Origin of the sequence: Apibacter muscae, assembly GCF_007845595.1 — a bacterium.
GTDB classification, from domain to species: domain Bacteria; phylum Bacteroidota; class Bacteroidia; order Flavobacteriales; family Weeksellaceae; genus Apibacter; species Apibacter muscae.
In genome coordinates, this window is record NZ_SELI01000015.1 from 1 (window position 1) to 17,780 (window position 17,780).

General features: G+C 35.1%; 6 protein-coding genes. 2 read left to right on the top strand and 4 right to left on the bottom strand.

The window, feature by feature from the left end:
* On the top strand, positions 1-276 hold a 276-nt coding region (locus ETU10_RS11120; RefSeq protein WP_185145034.1), incomplete at its 5' end, for a hypothetical protein.
* 637 nt (positions 277-913) lie between these two features.
* Here the strand turns inward: ETU10_RS11120 and ETU10_RS01205 are convergent.
* Both ETU10_RS01205 and ETU10_RS01210 read right to left on the bottom strand, forming a co-directional pair.
* Positions 914-10,942: a SpvB/TcaC N-terminal domain-containing protein gene (locus ETU10_RS01205; RefSeq protein ID WP_146309410.1), complete on the bottom strand. Its 10,029-nt coding sequence runs from the start codon at positions 10,940-10,942 to the stop codon at positions 914-916.
* A gap of 21 nt (positions 10,943-10,963) precedes the next feature.
* The gene (locus tag ETU10_RS01210; protein ID WP_146309411.1) at positions 10,964-14,053 is read right to left on the bottom strand and encodes a T9SS type A sorting domain-containing protein; all 3,090 of its coding nucleotides are present in this window, start codon (positions 14,051-14,053) and stop codon (positions 10,964-10,966) included.
* Positions 14,054-14,309: 256 nt separating this feature from the next.
* Here ETU10_RS01210 and der point away from each other — a divergent pair, with 256 nt between their 5' ends.
* Positions 14,310-15,617: a ribosome biogenesis GTPase Der gene (gene der / locus ETU10_RS01215; protein WP_146309412.1), complete on the top strand. Its 1,308-nt coding sequence runs from the start codon at positions 14,310-14,312 to the stop codon at positions 15,615-15,617.
* 47 nt (positions 15,618-15,664) lie between these two features.
* On the opposite strand, the gene ETU10_RS01220 is transcribed toward der, so the two are convergent.
* Positions 15,665-16,252 (bottom strand): porin family protein, encoded by a 588-nt coding sequence (locus tag ETU10_RS01220; RefSeq protein WP_246118403.1) that lies wholly within the window; start codon positions 16,250-16,252, stop codon positions 15,665-15,667.
* Between the two features lie 183 nt (positions 16,253-16,435).
* On the bottom strand, positions 16,436-17,779 hold the full coding sequence (locus ETU10_RS01225) for a quinol:cytochrome C oxidoreductase (RefSeq protein WP_146261081.1): 1,344 nt from the start codon (positions 17,777-17,779) through the stop codon (positions 16,436-16,438).
* Position 17,780: the final 1 nt, after the last annotated feature.

The following is a 17,780-nucleotide window of genomic DNA, read 5'->3' on the forward strand; positions in this document are numbered from 1 at the left end:
AATCTTAACAATGATTTTTCAAATGAAAACAAAAACCTAAACCCTAAAGACTTCTTAAAGTCTCTGGAAAACTTTCCATTTATAGAAAGCTACCAAGAGCTGGGTTTTACCCTTAAATCGCTCTGTAAAGTAACCCAAACGGCGCTTATCATGGATAACTCCTACCCCAACCTATCCGTGCATAATGCTTGGGATATTTATAACATTCTTAACCTTATCCATTCTCTTATCTCTGATAGCGAATGGGAAATGCTGGATGGGCTTAATAAAGAATAGTAAAAAGGCTACCCGATGAGTAGCCTTTTCTTTTCATATTAAAATATTCCTAAGTTTAAGTCTTGATATTATTAATACTGCACTCTAAACGATTATAAAACAATGAATTATATTTAAAATACATACAAAATTCTAGATATTTTTGAAAATTATTTAGTAGTTATTTTACTATACTATTGATTATCATTAGTATATAAAAATTAAATAAAGGTTTCCGCCATACCCCTTGCTTTTTCTACCTCCCCTACTTTTTTATTAATTCTTTTAAAATTTATAGAAATAGCTAATAGAAAAAGACTACTCTAATAAGTAGCCTTTTTCTATTAACTGATATTAAAAATTTAAATTAATAATCATTTAATATGAATCTCCTATAATAAAAATAATCAAAAGATAAAATATTAAAGTATTAAAAAAATAAACTAGATAAATAATTTTTTTATATACTAAAAGAAGTATTAATGAAATTAATGAAATTAATATAGACAATATAAATAATCCCATATAAATATATCCTTGTATAACATCAGGTATTAAAGGTATTTTATAGGCATCAAAATATAAACAAAATAATAAAATAAAATTAAGTAAAAGATATATTACTTGAATATAAAAAAACACTTTAAAAAAAAGATTGCTATTTTCTAATACTTTCATTTATATTATTTATAACATTATTCAAATACGCTTCATCTATATTACTGTGATTAATATTTTCTGCATTTCCTCCATTTTCATAAACTTTTTGCGATACATTATAGTTATGTATTATTGTATTATTTGAAGAACTACTTTTAGATGCAGGTCCTCCATGTGAAAAAGGTGGACGTTTACCATTTGTTTGATAATAATTAAAAACTTCAGCAACATTACCTGGGATAGTTCTATCTATTGAACTCGATCTAGGTCCATCTGCTGCATCAAGTAATATTAAAGCTTTCACAGGAATATTATATTTATCTAATTCTCTAGCTATTTTCATAACTTCAACCCCTCCCCTACTATAACCAGCTAATACAATATCTTTTGCCCCATAATCATACTCTAATTTTATACTATAGGCATAATATTCCGTTTTAAAATCATAAACATTCTCAGCTGCATAATTAAAATTATTTGAACTTATTGATGTTTTAGGGTTATTTTCGATTACACTATTAACTAATTTAACAGAAGTATCAGATAGTCCTGCTGACCCTGATGATAAATCAGCGCCCCCAACATAAAAAAACTGTGATGTATAACCCTTTGATGCATAACTTACTACTTGTTTCCCATTAGGATCAACATATTTAATCGGATTTTGATACGTATAACCATAAGTATTTAAATTCCCTGAGTTATAAACTCCTCCATTATGCTGTCCATCAATATAATGTTCTTTTTCAAATATCGGGTTATATCCAGATAGTGGATCGGTGGAGATCCACACAGACTCCCTAGGATTATAGTACCTAGCTCCGTAATAGTATAACCCCGTCTCTTCATCCAACTCTTTCCCGTTGAATAGGTATGGACTATTCCATTGGTTGTTTCGCTCTTCAAGGAACACTTCTCCAAACGGTACATATTCTATGTGTTGCACCACAGCACCGTCAAGATTGGTAATGTAGCTAGAACTTCCTAAATGGTCGGCATGGTAAAAGTATTGCATTCTTTCGTAATCTACATTTCCATTTCCTATACCGGCTTCTAAAGGACTAATTCCTACAGCACCGTTATCTGAACAGCAAAAACCTTGCCCATTTACATAATCGTCGTTGTCTTTTCCGTGGTAAGGGACTTCAAAATACGCATAGCTGTCTTTGATGTCCTGTATGGTTTGTTGGTATTTGCCTTTCCAGTCGATGGATATCCCGTCTAGGTTAGCTCCTGCATAAAGTATTCTCCTAGGATCGGCCCCGTAGCTTTGTAAATCTCCCAGTTTACTTACTACCCTTTGGCTTCCTATGTAATAGTGTTTGGTATATTTACCGGCTTGGTTTACGACTAGGTAAGGGTTTACGTAAGCGGAAAAGCTTCCAGTTTGGGTTCTTCCTCCTGCAAAAAGGGAGTTTACGTATACGTGTTCACTTTCCCCGGAGGTTTTTACTACGCGTTCTCCGGAAGCATCGTACCAATAGTTGCTGATGTATCCGTTATCGTCTAGGGCTACCAGTCGGTTTTCTTCGTCCCAACGAAGTTTACGTTCGTTGGTGTGAGTCGTTTCTCTACCGTCTTTCTTGGCTAAAGCGGTATTGATGTAAACCAAGTTACCGTTGGCGTCGTAGCTATACGCTTTTCTTTCGTTTCTTTTTTCTTCCGGTTTGTTTTCTTCTGTTCTATAGTTGATATCTTCAATTTCAGAAATCTGGTTTCTTTTGGTTTTGTCGTACGTATACGCCAAATCGTATCCTGCTTTTAAGCCACCGTTAAACATAATGTTTTTTTGGCTTAGGTGTTGTTTTTTAGTAACTATGTTGTGCAGGTTGTCGTAGCCCATTTCCAAGGTGTAGGAAGCTGTTTTTTGGTCGGCTCCTGTGTAGGTTCCTTGGGCTTGTACTAAACGATACAAACCGTCGTACGAGTATTCGTGTTTCATGGGTCCTCCGGCTAAGGATTGTCCGTTGGCTGGCAAAGGAGTGGCGTTGGTTACACTTAGTACATTGCTTACGGCATCGTACGTGTATTGGTTGTTCATGATTTGACGCTTTCCTCCTGAGGCTTGGGGTGATTTTGGATTGGACCAAACTTGTAAATTCGTCAATCTTCGTCTTTGCGGATCGTAGGTATAACTGGTTTCAGATCCGTTGCAATATTTCAGGTAATTGCGTTGCTCAAATTTATCGTAGCCTATTTTTTCTACGTAGTTGTAGCTATAAGCCTTGCTTCCTTTGAGTTGTACAAGTTGCCCGGCGGTATTGTATTTGTATTCTACCTTTTCTTGGTCCGGGTAAATAATATGTTCTATACGGTTCCAGCTGTCGTACTTGGTTTGGGTTACGTAGGTAGCTATGGCTTGGTTAGGAATGACTAGGGTTCTTCTAACCTCAGTAATTTCTCCTAGGCTTCCGTATTTAAATTCTTGCGCTCCGGTTGCATCTTCTTGCAATACTACCCTTCCTACTCGGTTTTCTTTCGCATTTTTATTGCCGTAGTGGTAGGTGACGTTGTTTTGTGGGTTTTGTGGGTAGTTGATATTTGTTAAGCGGGTATAAAAATATTTGTATTCTATTTTTTGCCCTGCTTCTGCCAGGTTAGAAGTTTGGCGAGTGGTTACATTGCCCAAGGCATCGTAGGTAAGGCTTACCGTTCCTGCGCTTGGATGGGTTACTTGCGTTCTTCTTCCGGCTAAATCGTATACCGAGGTAGTTTTTTGTCCATCGGTATCGGTTACTTCTAACAACTGGTTGATCCGGTCGTACCCAAATTGGGTAGAAATGGTTCCTGAAGGACCGGAAAGTTGATCGGTTTTTAGGGTTAAACCAGAACCGTTGGTGTAAGTGGTTTGTTTTCCGCCCATGGCATCGGTAACCGTGGTTACCAAGGTACGCGTAGAGGCATCTATACCGTAAGCGACGGAACTGCTGCTCTCGTCAGGTAAAAGGGTTTGCACCGCTCTATCCATGACATCGTAACGGGTACGGGTAGGGGTAACCTTGTCAAAATTTCGGTTGAAAATCAATTTTTGGGAAAGATCTTCGGTTACCGGGTAGTAACTGGCGGATACTCTTCCGTAAGGATCTAAAGAGTTTCTACCGCTTACAATCCAAACTTCTTTTTCTTTGGGGTTGCTACCGCTGGCATCCGTTTCGGTAATTACTCCTTCTTTTTTTACTTGTAAGGCACGCCCTACTCCGTCAACAAAACTAACCGTTTCTATGTCGTTGCCTTTGTGTTGCGGATCGTAGTGTTTGGTAATGGCGTATGCCGGGTTTTTAATTTCTCCGTTGGAATCTATCTCTGCGACCGGGTGATACTCAAACTTAATGGTGTACGGCAAGCCTAGTTCCATTTCGTTGGGCCCTGTAATGGTTTGCACTCTCCCTAAATTGTCTAGGGTGGTAGCCATATAGTAACCGTTGTAATCTTTGGTGCTTAGTGGCATTCCATAACGGTAGTCGTAATTTTCTAACTCACTGGTATAGCCGTAGGCATCGTCTATTCTTTCTAGGTACATGTGGTAATCTCTGTCGTAACGGTATTTGTACCACATACGTTCGCCGTTGGCGTTGGCCGGTAGAGTTTTCTGGGTGATATTCCCATATTTGTCGTAAACAATATCGGTAGTGGCTACCTCTCCTTCGTCGTTCAATTTTTGGCTGACTTGTGTAAGGTGGTTGGCGTAGTTAGTATCATAGGTTGCCTTTACCTCTCGGTACTGTTTGCCGTCGCTTCCTATCACTTGTACTTGTACAGGCAATCCGTAAATATTTTTAGCGGGGTTGGAGGTATAGGAAATTTTGGTTTGGTAGTTGTAACCACCGGTTCCGTTTTCTCCTAGGTTTCCTTGGTCGCTGTATTTATAGGCTAGGATTTCTCCGTATTGTTGAGTAATATCGTATTGATAGAAGGATTCACTGGTTACTATCCCTAGGTCTTGTCCTTCGTAAGCCATACTTTTGGTGTATTTTAACGGGGTATATGCCGATTGATTGTCTGAACATAGTTCGGTAGTGATAATCGCATAGGCATTGGCTCCGTTTTGTTTTACTTCGTAAGCGTAGTATACGTTAAGGGTTTCTGCGTATTTCTTCCCTTGGGCATCTTCTACCCAGCTTCTTAGGGTATTGCCAGCGGTGTAATAGTTGTTTACATCGTACTCTTGGATGCTTTTTCTATAAAGTGCATTGGAATTTTCGGTATCAACACTTAGGGTTTCCACTCTTCCAAATCCTAAGAACTCCCGTTCGTGTCGGTCTTGTTTTCCTTGGCTGTAACGGTATTCTACCCGGGTATTTGCCCCGTCATCGTTGATTCCGTCGTTAGTTTCCACCGCGGAAAGCACCCATTTACCTGCCGGATGGTCATAAGTAGCCTCGGAACGGTTATAATCTAAGGTGAAACTTCCTCCGATAGGGTTATATGCGGTTTTTAACTTGTTGGTCTTTCCTATGGTAGAGCGTTGTACGTGCAAACGGTCTTCCCGATCGGAGGTTACCACGTCTAAAAATCCATCTCCGTCAATGTCTTGTAAATCCTCTAAAGTACGACTCATACTTTGCCCTATATTAACTGAAGGATTCAAAGTTAATTTTAATGGAGGTAAGGTTGGCAAAGTCATTTTAAATGTTAATGCGCTGTTTATAGATTCGGATACAGAGGATGAATTATTGATTTCTGAAAGTCCTTCCCACAATATTTCATCTGCAAAGGAATTTCCTTTATTTAAAGAAACATGGATTTTAGAACCTTCTAATCGTACTTTATCTACTAGACCGTCTCCATTAATATCCATCAAGGAAAAATTGGTATGGGTTTTATTATTACTTAGTCCTATTCCTCCGGACCAACTTCCTTCATCAGTAGCAAAACCTAAACTCAAACTATTATTGCTTCCTTTCCCTGACCTTATTTCACTAATATCCCAATCCAAGGGTTCAGTAAATCCATAGCCTAAATTTAAACGAATTTGTTTATTTCTTAAAATTTTATCCGGCAACCCATCTCCATTTACATCCGTGAAACTATCAATTGCCTCATCTTCATTAAAATTCTTATCCCCTCCCGGTATTAAATAAGGGGTATTCTTAGCATTATTTAAAGATATTTCAGCATCATCAGCTTCTTTTACAGCTTTAACTAATGATGCAATTTTATCAAAGAGTGTTTTTCCTTTGAATGAACCTTTTATATTAGCAGTAGCTGATTCTAATCTAGCTGCTTTAGAAGCTATAGAACTTGCATGCGTAGGATTACCTCCTAAACCTACTGACGCAGATTTAGATTCACTATTATGAAAACCAGCATATCCATTCTTGGAAGTAACTATTTCTCCATCAAAACCTCCTTGGGTGTTGGTTAACTGTACTTGTCTTTTGGAAATAATATCCGGATATCCATCCCCATTCAAATCTTGAAAAGCCAATAAGGTTTGGTCGGCTCCCTCTGCTTTACTTAAAGTACCTTTTAACGAACCACCAGCTTCAATCATAACCGATTTACTTTCACTCTTCGATTCCTGCCTTACTCCTATTCCTCCACTACCGGTAATACAAGATCCTTCTAAATTTCCGGAACTTCCTAATCCAGACAATGGATTGTCCAGAATCACGTCTTTTTGTCCTAAACGGGAAGCCGTCATTATTTTTTGATGAATGCTTACTTCTGCATCATTCCCTTGCCAATAGGCTTTATTCATCGCATCTAAATGCATAGGGATAAAGACCATTTTTCTAGGATCTACATTCGGATCATTTTCTGATTGAGGTAGCACCAATAAATTTTCTTTGATGGGCTGGTTGGCTCTGCCTTCCATGGAATTGTAAGAAAAATGTCCCCATTGACGATGCAACGGTCCAAATCCTTGCAAATCCCAGTTTCTATACACGGAGGCTAAAGCATTGGTTTGTGCATTTAGGCTATCGGTAAGTATTACTTTTACCGTGGCTAAATTTTGCAAGCCTTCTCGGTTGGCATCGGCAGAATACAATTCTACCCAAACCGGACCTTGCGGTAAATCCAATTCTTGTTCAGCTCCTTCTCCTAAGCTTCCATTAGCCATTTGTAAGTTACCGGTGTAGAAAACACCCTTTTCATTTTTGGCTTTGACTTGAAAACTTCCGTTGATTTTATTTTTTATTTCAGGGGTAATTCCAACCTTGGGAGTAATTTCTATTTTTAGTTTTCCCTTCCCTTTAGTGGCTACGATTTGTACTGTACCGGGATGTACCAAACTTTCATACGTAGCATTTACTTTTACGGAAGCGGGCTGGGTTTGCTCTATGGTTTGGGATGTTCCTTCTGGGGTTTCTATAGTACGTGTAAAATAAACCACCGGTTGAAAGCTTATTGTTTCCCAAGCTAGGTAGGAAGGAGATTCCATCTCTATTTGCATTACATCCTTCAAACTTGGGTTGGAAATAGGTATGATCCATTCTCCTTGATGAGTTTCTGTGGCTTGAAAAGTTTTTTCATAAGCCAATGCCTTCTCCTCTCCCATAAACACTTTAAGGGTTACCACATCGGAAGTTACCGGTTTGGTAAAATCCCCCTTAATAGTTAGAGAGTCTACTCCGGGAACTACCGTATATCCATCATAGTAGTTCAAAGTTTCGGTAGCTGCCGTATAGATGGTTGGGTAGGCATTGGCATCTGTTCCTCCATTAATATTGTTATATTTTATAGTAGGGTTCCATTCCACGCGGTCAAAATCTCCGTTGGAATTTTCTTGTATTCCCGATTGTACCCTAAAATAGATTCGATCTCCGGCTTTTACGGAAAGATTGGCAGTAGCCATATCTTTCGGTGAGTGATCGTCTTTAGTGATTACGTAAGATTTTAGCTCACTCTGATTTTTTTGCATGGCTACACGAACCCCGTCTGCTTTAGCAAAAGATTCTGGATCATACCCTGCTTCCGGAGCTAATAGAGTGGCTGTACCGCTCACTGTTATATTACCGTCGTACGGAGCAAGCCATATGCGGACAGCGTCTTGCAAAGGATTGTTCGCTATTAGTTCGGCTTGTTCTTCGGGATCTACCTGTGTATCGGAATCATCAATCACTCCCCCACCTTTGATTGGGCTTGGGGTATCGGCACTGCTAAGGGTGAAGGTAGGAACCAAATTGCCCTGTGCATCTTTTTCTATATGGTTAAAATAGACTTTGCTTCCGACAACTAAATCTACCAACCCATCCCCATTGACATCGGTAAAATAACGACTTGTTTTAGATTTTGATTGTTGAAAATCTGTTCCGATAGTAGCTGTTTTTTCTTTGGGTTCACCTTCTGCCTGTCCTTTACCCACGATAGCCTTAGCACCAAAAGAAGTAGCATTGGAATATGAAGTTGAAAACTGACTGGCTCCTTGTATTCGAATTGGCTCCCCAAAGGTTCCATCTCGATGTCCGGGACGATAATGCATTCCTCCTACTAAATCATCCACAAATACCTTATCCGGAATTCCGTCTCCATTAATATCTATTAAAGTAGATACTCCTTTACTTTCGGAATAAGAATAATTTAAGCTAGCTCCTATTGTTCTAATTTTAGATGGCTTTCCATCTTCTAAACCTATTCCTACATATATTGAACCTGACTTATTTTTTGTTTTAGACCCCCCTAAAGCGGTTGGCTTATCAGAAAAATCTCCGGTGGTTTGTAATGCTGATAAAGGGTTAACAAAGCCCGCAGATAATCCGTCGTTTTGTGTATTCCAAGTTTCGCTGGGCTGATAATAACCGCCTTGTTCTTCTACAGTATTGTAATAATCGAATGTATTATAGGTAAATTGTGCTCCTTGGTCGTCTTTATGTACTACTTTGTTAAGTAAGTCGGTAAAGAAAGCACCTTCTTTATATTCAAAGCTATATTCTCTTAGTTTACGTCCTTCAAAATCTATTTCTACATTGGTTAGCAATTGATTTTGAGAGGTTAAATATCCGTAACGAGCATTGTTGGTTTGCTTTTGTTTGGTTTTTCCACGGGTTAATTTTACCACCGTATGGGCTTTTTCTCCTTTATTCCCGGCTTGTACTTCTCTTAAATACAAGGATTTAGAGGTTAAGCCGCCGCGTACGGGTTCTTCCACTTGGTCGTAGTAATATTCTATCCAATCTCCGTGTAGTTCTTCTACCCGAGACAATTTCCATTCAGAAATTACTTCTTGTTTTTCCCCCTTAATATTGGTAAATGTACCTTTTAAAACTCCGTTGTTTCCACCATAGATATATTTGGTCCCTTTTCTATCGGTAACCTCCCAAGTATAATTGGAGGGAGAATTTCCTTTTCTTTGAATTTTAGCAAAGCTACCTTCTTTTCTTGGAAAGAAAAAACGATCGGCTTGTCTGGCAATTTTTTCTCCTCGGTGTGCAACACTACTTTTTCCGTCTGGCCCTTGGGTAACTAGCTGACTTCCATCCATTACATAGGTTTCTGTCTCTAAATTTGCGTCGTACCTAGGAACCCCCCAACGGGTTTCTATAGATATAGAAGGGGTATTTAAATCCCATCCTTCACCTAACAGTCCGGATCCGCCGTCACTGTTGTATTGGATTCCTAAGGAAGGGCTCATTCCATTTCGTGCCGGTGGCATTTCAAAGCTATAGCCCATGCCCGCACTCCCTCGGTTGTTGGCTTGTGGGGGAGCTACTTGATTTACTTTTGCTAACGGATCTGCAACTTTAATATCGCTTAAGGTAGTAGGTGTAAAACCACTGGTTTCCGGGGATTCTGGTGCTTGAATCACTCCGTTGATCATATCTGTAAAATGCGTAGTTTTAGATATAATGACTTGGTTTTGTATATCTACGCTATCTCTTTCTAATGCAACCCAATGTTTGGTGTTTAGATCAAAATAATAGGTTTTTATGTCTTGTTCAGTATATCCGTTGGGAATCTTGGTTCGGTCGTACGGAAGTTTAACTACTGCTGGTTGAGAAAAATGTTCTCCGTGTGGCAAAAAACGAAAGGCTTCAGATTTAGCCGTTACATTTTGCATTCCCATATCTAGTGCTGGAATATCCGTATAACGTAGATTTTGTATACGAATTAATTGATTAGACCAAAGATCTTTTCCTGCAATGGTTAACGAGGCTCCTAAAAAGTTTATTTCATTGCTTTCTTTTTGTTTACTAAACCATTTTTGGGTTTGATTGGGCACAAAGGTTTCCTTATAAACAAATTTGGGCTTGCCTTTCAGTAAATTTGAAGTTTGGGTTTGTCTTTTCCCTTCTATAGATAATTCTACTTGAGGAAAATGCCCAGATAATACTGTTTCAAATTCTCCTTGAAAACTTTTTACCGACTGACCTTGGATTTGAATTTCTCGGTCTTTCCCATCTAAAAAGTATCCTTTTACATAGGTATCTCCATTTTCGTAAGCATAGCTATTCCAATGTAACTCTTCTAAGTAAGAAGTGGTATTTTCAACTTCTATTTTCAGGTTTTTAATTTTATAGCCGTAAGTAGCATTGTTGGGTACACTAAAGAAAATATGATTTACTCCCTCACGTAACCAATCGCTATTGATTTCTTCTTTTTGTTTAGTCCATTCGGTATTGGTTTTAACTAAATAGCCTCCGGTCGACAATCGATCATTGATGCTTTTAGTGACTGAATTTTTATCTTCAACTCCATACAATTCATAAACGATGTAGGCTTTTTGTCCTTTTTCTGGTTTATGATCTACGTATAAGGTGAATACATTGTCTTGAGGGTTGTCAAAATAATGATTAAAAAGAAAACCTATTTCTCCTTCGTTTAGATCGGAGCTATATAGCGTACTCCCTGCTTCTAGAGATTTGGATGGTTTAAAAAATGAATGTTCGTTTTTTAAATCCTCGGTCTCTTCTTTTACTTTTGCTTTACTAGTTTTTCCTTCTGACGAAAAGGTATTTTTTTCATCTGAATTTTCTTTTTTCTCTTTCACTACATGTGGCACATAAGGCGTAAAGCTTTGTATAGCCATAATGAAGAGTAAGAAATAAGATATGTATCGGGCTTTTTTTGCGCTCAATCTCATCATCACAGTAATTTTTATTATTCGTTAGTTTATCGTTATTTTTTTGCTAAATTCTCCTTGCTGAGAGAAAACTTTTAATATATACACTCCCTTATTTAACCCATTTATATCCACCGTGTGTTCCTTTTTACTTTCTGTAATGTCTTGACTATAAATCATATTTGCAGAAAAATCAAATATAGATAAAGTTATAGGGGATGGTTGATCAAGTTTAATATAAGCGGTAATTTCAGATTGATTTCTAAAGTCTTTATAATAGGTAGTTAAGTTTTCGTTTGAAGCTAATGCTATAGGTAAAACTTGAGATTCCTCTTCTTTTTTGTTACAATCTGCCATTAAACTAATCGAATGCTCAATAGAGGTTTCTGATAGTAATTTTGTTGCTGGTTGGGGTTGTATTCCTGAATAATTCCAGTTCAATGGAGTTGCTACATACCCCGGTTTACCATTTTTAACATTGTAAAACCCTCCTATTCTATCATTCAATTGAATCATAAAAAAGCAAAAAGATAAACTAACGGGTTGGGAATAAAAACTAATACCATTTATTCGATAGTATATCGTATATGGGTAACTATAAGTATTTTGTCTATATAGTTGTATTTTATCTCCTTCTTTTATTTTAATCCCAGGCATAGGAGTAACACTTTTAACTCTATTATTTATAAGATAAACCAAACCATCTTTTACTTCAAATCCATATTGTATATAAGTGGTTGGCATAATTCCTGAAATAGGGTTCATTCCCACTTGAAAACTTGGATTAAGATCTCTTACTGTAAATTCAAATAATCCCCCATCATTAGCACCTCTACTTATAATTTGATGTGCGTAAGCCTTGGGTTCTGCTTCTGTAGAATCGGATATAAAATTAAATCCACCTAGTTCTTTAAGTTTTAAAATATAATTGCCTTGGGAAAGAGAATCTATAGCAAATTTATTTTCATAAAAAACTCCTTCTTTTACTACTTGTTTATTTTCACTATTTACAAGTTGATATTCAAAACCAGGATCTCCTTGTTCTATTTGAATCTCAATTTTTCCATCTTGAGAAGAAATTTCTAAATTTGGATTACAACTAGGATTAGTTTTATTAATCTTTGCTATTATATTTGAAGGTCTGTAACCAAAAGTAAAAACATCTTCTTGATTTTTATCCGTATCAAAAAATATATTATTAAAAATTATTTTATTCCTAGTTAAATCATATTCATCTGATGGAAATAGTTCAATATCTTCCCTTTTAAAATTGCCTGTACCAGATCTATCAATAATTAGATAAGATTGTCCATTTGTAGCATAGTTTGCAAAATCTGAAGCTCTTGTATCTCTATAAGCTAATTCAATTCGGTTACCCATTTCCATAAAACCACCTACACGAAAATTCTTTATACTTGCATCTATATTATTTGCATCTAACCTTAAGGTGACATAAAAGTCTTTATCAATATCATTTTTAGCAATAAAAATTTGAGGCAAAGGTTGACCACTTTGCTGCTTAGGATTACCATCTAAGGAAATAATAATATATTCCTTAGTTTTATCAATCCTTATAATGGAATTAGGATATGCTTTTAAGCTCCAACGATTCGCCCATCTTGTTGAGCCTTCTATAATAGGATAAATATCTCCATTACCATTTATATATATTCCATAATCATGGGTTCCCGCTTGTTCAAAATTATTTTTAGTTCCGAATTTAACAATTGTTCCAGATGAGGGAGAATTTAATGTAAAAGTAACATGTCCTTCATAGCTAGGCAGTGGATTCTCACTAGATATATTTGCTTGTTCATAAGTATTTCTTTTTTTTATAAAAGAAATCTTATAATCATCCAGGACCATTTCTGTATTTGGAGATGCTTCCCATTTCATCCCCATAGGATCAGCATTTAAATTCCCCATATTAGTACTCACCTTCCATTTACGACTCATCGTATTAAATCCTAACAACTCCTCTATCTGCTCTGAAGCTTGCAAACTTTTATTATTATCACCCCAAATAAGATATTCTTTATCATTTAAATGACTAGCGGGAAATTTTTCAATTACTAATAATTTATTTCTATTAGATAAGTTATAGGTGTTTGCATTATCGTACGAATCGCCTTCGGGTAAATAACTAAAATATGGAGCCTCTTCATAAGAGGTTGAAGATATTCTTTGATTTAATCCGCTTTGATCATCTCTAAACAAACCAGCAACTCTGTGGTTATAATTTTTTTGTGAAATAACATCCCATAACAAATGTCCATCACTTCCTAAAAAGGAATTTTCAAGCATAAATCCATATTTAATAGCTAAATAACTTTCTGCTTTAACTCTTTCTAAAGGTGTAAGTATTCTATTATATATAAATAATTCAGGTATATAACCTGTAAATATATCATTAGGATTAAAAGTATTTAAATCAAATGTTGAATTGTTATATTTATTAAATGAATAAAATTTTTCACCAAAGGAAACTATAGCATTATTTTTCTCACCCCAAACGCTTGTTATAGGGCGACTGGTTCTATAATAGGTGAGAGATCTTAAGGTCCTCTCTTTATATTTAACTATATTTGACTCTGGACTTTTCCCTGGATGGAACATCAAATCATAACCATACTCATCTCCATAATCTAGTAATCCTCTCTTACTTTCTGTACTATTAACAATTTTATCTTTATCAATAATAAATCCTTTATCTTCAACTCCATTCATTGCTAAAATGAAACTTGGTTTTTGAAATGAATATTCATTTGCAAATTCATATTCTGCAAAAGTTCCAATAAGTGTAGAAGTAGATAAGTTTGAATTTACGATTTCAAATTCCTTACTTAACTGAGAATTTATAAATCTTAATGCAGGATTGAAGTTAAAAAATCTTGCAAACCAAGTTCTTGAAACTATATATTCTGAATCTTCATTATAATACTTTACTTTTGAGAAGTCTCCAGAAAAATCTTTCCATTGATAACCTGCATGAAGATCTGCATTCTGATCCCAAGGCACGGTTTTCATCCAAAGTACAGTTCCCTGCACTCCACCCGGAGCTATTGAATCTAATTTTTGTGAATTTAAATTTAAAAAAATAAACGAAATTATAGAGAATAAGTAAAATTTATTCATAGTCTACCTTTATAGTTAGTTTTTCACCTGCAATTTAAATCAAATATTGAAAACAAACAAGTTTTTATCCAATTAAAACTTTTTTATTAAAGTCTAACTATCATTTGACTTAAATGATAATATTTTATAATGATTTAAAAAAAATTACCACTTGTGGTAATTTTTTTAGTAATTAATTTTTTAGATGTATTTAACTAATTCATTTAGTGTTAATTCTGAATTAGTAAAATTAATTACCTTTGTGAAAAATGATTATATGGCTAACATTATAGCACTTGTAGGTAGACCAAATGTAGGAAAATCAACTTTTTTTAATCGATTATTGCAAAAGAGAGAGGCTATTGTAGATAGCGTTTCTGGGGTTACTAGAGACAGACATTATGGAAAAAGTGATTGGAATGGAGTTGACTTTTCAGTTATTGATACAGGAGGATATATTAAAGGATCTGACGATATTTTTGAAGATGAAATAAGAAAACAGGTAGAATTAGCAATAGATGAAGCTTCTGCCATAATTTTTCTTGTGGATGTTACAGAAGGAGTCGTAGATATGGATCAAGAAGTTGCACAGCTATTGCGCAAAACGAAAAAACCAGTGTTTTTAGTGGTTAACAAAGTTGACAATAGTATGCTAGAGACAAGTGCCATGGAATTTTATTCTCTTGGATTTGACAAATATTACACAATTTCTGGCATGACTGGTAGTGGTACTGGAGATTTGTTGGACGATGTGGTTGCTACTTTTGAAGAAGAAAATTATGCTGATCCTTTTGAAGGATTACCAAGAATAACAATTGTCGGTAGACCGAATGTAGGGAAATCAACTTTAACTAATGCTCTTTTGGAAGATAAGCGAAACATTGTTACTGATATAGCTGGAACAACTAGAGATAGTATCGAAACTCTTTACGATAAGTTTGGATATAAATTTGTATTAGTAGATACGGCTGGGATGAGAAAAAAGAGCAAAGTAACTGAAGATTTAGAATTTTACTCTGTAATGAGATCAATCCGTTCCATTGAAGATTCTGATGTTGTTATTTTAATGATAGATGCTACTATTGGTTGGGAAAAACAAGACATGAACATTCTATACTTAGCCCAGAAATCTCGTAAAGGAATTGTAATTGTTGTAAATAAATGGGATTTGATTGATAAAGAAAGTAATACTTTAAAACAATTTGAAAATTACATTAAAGATAAAATTGCACCATTTACGGATACTCCTATTGTATTCACTTCTTCTACAACCAAACAAAGGGTATTTAAAACTGTTGAAACATCTATGAAAGTTTACGAAAACAGAAATAGACGAGTAAAAACAAGTAAATTAAATGAAGTTATGCTTCCTATTATTGAAGCCACTCCTCCTCCAAGTATTAAAGGAAAATATATTAAAATCAAATATTGTACACAATTACCTACAAAAACACCTCAATTTGCATTTTTTGCTAACCTCCCTCAATACGTAAAGGAGCCTTATAAAAGATTTGTGGAGAACCAATTACGCAAAAATTTTGATTTCACGGGAGTACCTATTGAAGTTTATTTTAGACAAAAATAAAAAAAGGTCTGAAATCAGACCTTTTTTTATTTTTATACTTTAATTTATTATAAATTATTTAATCTATTTTTCACCTTTGAAGTAGGCAAGTATATTTGGAATCCTACGTTAAAGGACAAATCATGTTGATAACCTTCGTTACCTCCGCCCGTAAGTCCGTTGTATTTAACTAGCGCCTCCAATCCAATATTTGGAGTAATAAAATAGGAATATCCAGGTCCTAATCCAAATCCAAATCCGTTTGTCGTAGGCTCACCTTTTTGGTTAGCACCTTCTAAACCTGCATTTACTTCAAAAAAGAATCTTCCATTTTTTAAAAGATTATTTATATCTTCTTTATTAGCATAATAACGTCCAAAAGCTCCAACCCCATATCCTGTTCTGGTATTACTACCTTGTCCTTGTTTAGAGATATCCACATTTACATAACCACCTACAGCTAAATTATCTTTAATAAAATAACCCAATTTAGGAGTTATACCAATCCCCCAAGATTGACCTTTTTTTAAGCCAAAATCCATATCTGTGATAGATCCACCAACCATTAAATTGCCTTTTTGAATCTGTGCTTGAGCTAGATTTCCTAAACCAAAAGTCATTGCTAACATTGGAAGAAAAAGTTTAATTCTACGCATAATAATTCTTTTTATTTAATTCTGTTATCAGGTGATTAAATAGAAAATATCATGCCATACATATATATCTTATTATTAATTAATTTATATTTTTTTATAATAATAACATATAATGCGTATACTACAAATATAAAAAAACTGATAATTTGTCATTATCAGTTTTTTTTATATTTAGAAACTTAATTAAAATGGATATTCAAAAGTTTTACTTTCATGATAATATGGGTTTCCTTTCGCTTGTAAATTCAATTTACTTATGGATGTCATAACAGTAAATATAAATATACCTAACATAAACAAGAACGCACCAATTTCCAAGAATCCAAATCCCCAAAAGGCACCTACTGTACCTGGCATAATTATATTAAAGAAATCCATATAATGTCCAAATATCACTACACAAGCCATTAAAGGAACTATAGTATAATTTCTTTTGATTTTGCTACTTACTAAAACTAAAAAAGGTAATACTAAATTAGGAATTAGCATTGTAAAATAGGTTTGGCTGTATAATTTATACCTTCCAAAGAAATAATTAGTTTCTTCGGGAACATTTGCATACCAGTAAAGCATAAATTGAGCAAACCATAAATAAGACCATAACAAGCTAAACCCGAATAAAAATTTAGTTAAATCATGCATGTGGTTATCATTAAAATCAGGCAAAGAACCTTTTTTCTTCAAATAAATTGAAATTATTAACATTACAGCTACAGCAGAAACTAAACAGCTAATCATGGTATACCACATATAGAGGGTAGAATACCAGTGTGGATCTATAGACATTAACCAATCCCAAGCCCAACATGCAGATGCAAGTGCAAAAAAAACTATGAATCCTACATTCCAATTGTAAACTCTATTGTAATCACTGATAGCTTTTGTTTCATCTAACTTTCTGGTTAAAGATTTAATTTTATAGAGGAAAAATATGGAACCAATAATATAAATCACTGTTCTTACTACAAAGAAAGGACGATTTAAAAATGGTTGCTTAGATTTAATTAGCAAATCAAAATGTGAAGAATTTGGATCTGTTAATGAAGGATCCATCCAATGGTACAAATGATTTAATCCTCCTCCATTCAGACAGCCGTAAGATGACAGAATTATAAAAATAACGACCATTATACCCCCCACAGGAATAAACGATGCTATACCCTCCATCACTCTAATTACAACAATAGACCATCCAGCATTTCCAGCATGTTGTACTGCTGAGAAAAATAAAGATGTGGCTGCTATTCCAAAGAATAACATTAACGGTACCATAAAGGCAGCCCAAGGTCGGTTATGTATTTGAATTTCTGCATGCTCAATATGCTCCTTAGATAGAGGAACGTCATTTTTATATATAGAATTCATGGGTTGAGCATGAGCAATTTCTTCATTATGTTCCAGAATAGTTACTACCCTATCATGATCAACATGTGAGTTCTGATAATATCCTATTCCAAAAGAAATCAGTCCTATTATTATTAGTACAATAGATGTTAACTTAAGTCTTGATGAAAATATGTATCTCATA